This is a genomic window from Thalassotalea loyana, from assembly GCF_030161435.1.
GTDB classification, from domain to species: Bacteria; Pseudomonadota; Gammaproteobacteria; order Enterobacterales; family Alteromonadaceae; genus Thalassotalea_G; species Thalassotalea_G loyana.
This window is the reverse complement of sequence record NZ_BSSV01000016.1, coordinates 1-383: the sequence shown is the minus strand read 5'-3', so window position 1 is coordinate 383 and position 383 is coordinate 1. Positions and strand designations below refer to the sequence as shown.

The window sequence follows — 383 nt, the reverse complement described above, 5'->3', positions numbered from 1 at the left end:
CAATCGATTCGAATGTATTACTTAAAAAGTAAAACGTTCGAGGATATATATCAGCTTTCCAAATTGTTAAAGAGCAAAGTTCATTCCCTCAAAGAGAGTAGAAACTAAACATAAACAGTACATTGCTTATGTTTAATTTCTAATAAAGAAGTAGAGTTGGTGGAGCTAAGCAGGATCGAACTGCTGACCTCCTGCGTGCAAGGCAGGCGCTCTCCCAGCTGAGCTATAGCCCCATCGGTATATCCATATGGTATTTTACCAATCGAAGATTGGTAGGTCTGGGCAGACTTGAACTGCCGACCTCACCCTTATCAGGGGTGCGCTCTAACCAGCTGAGCTACAGACCTATATCAGTTCGTACTTCTTTAAACTTTTGTTATCAC

The 383-nt window shown here is 41.5% G+C and carries 2 tRNA genes; both read right to left on the bottom strand.

The annotated features are described in order from the left end of the window. Nucleotides 1–157: 157 nt before the first annotated feature. A tRNA-Ala gene (locus QQK05_RS18625) sits at nt 158–233 on the bottom strand. 37 nt (nt 234–270) lie between these two features. Then, nucleotides 271–347: transfer RNA gene (locus QQK05_RS18620), tRNA-Ile, on the bottom strand. Between the last annotated feature and the right edge of the window lie 36 nt (nt 348–383).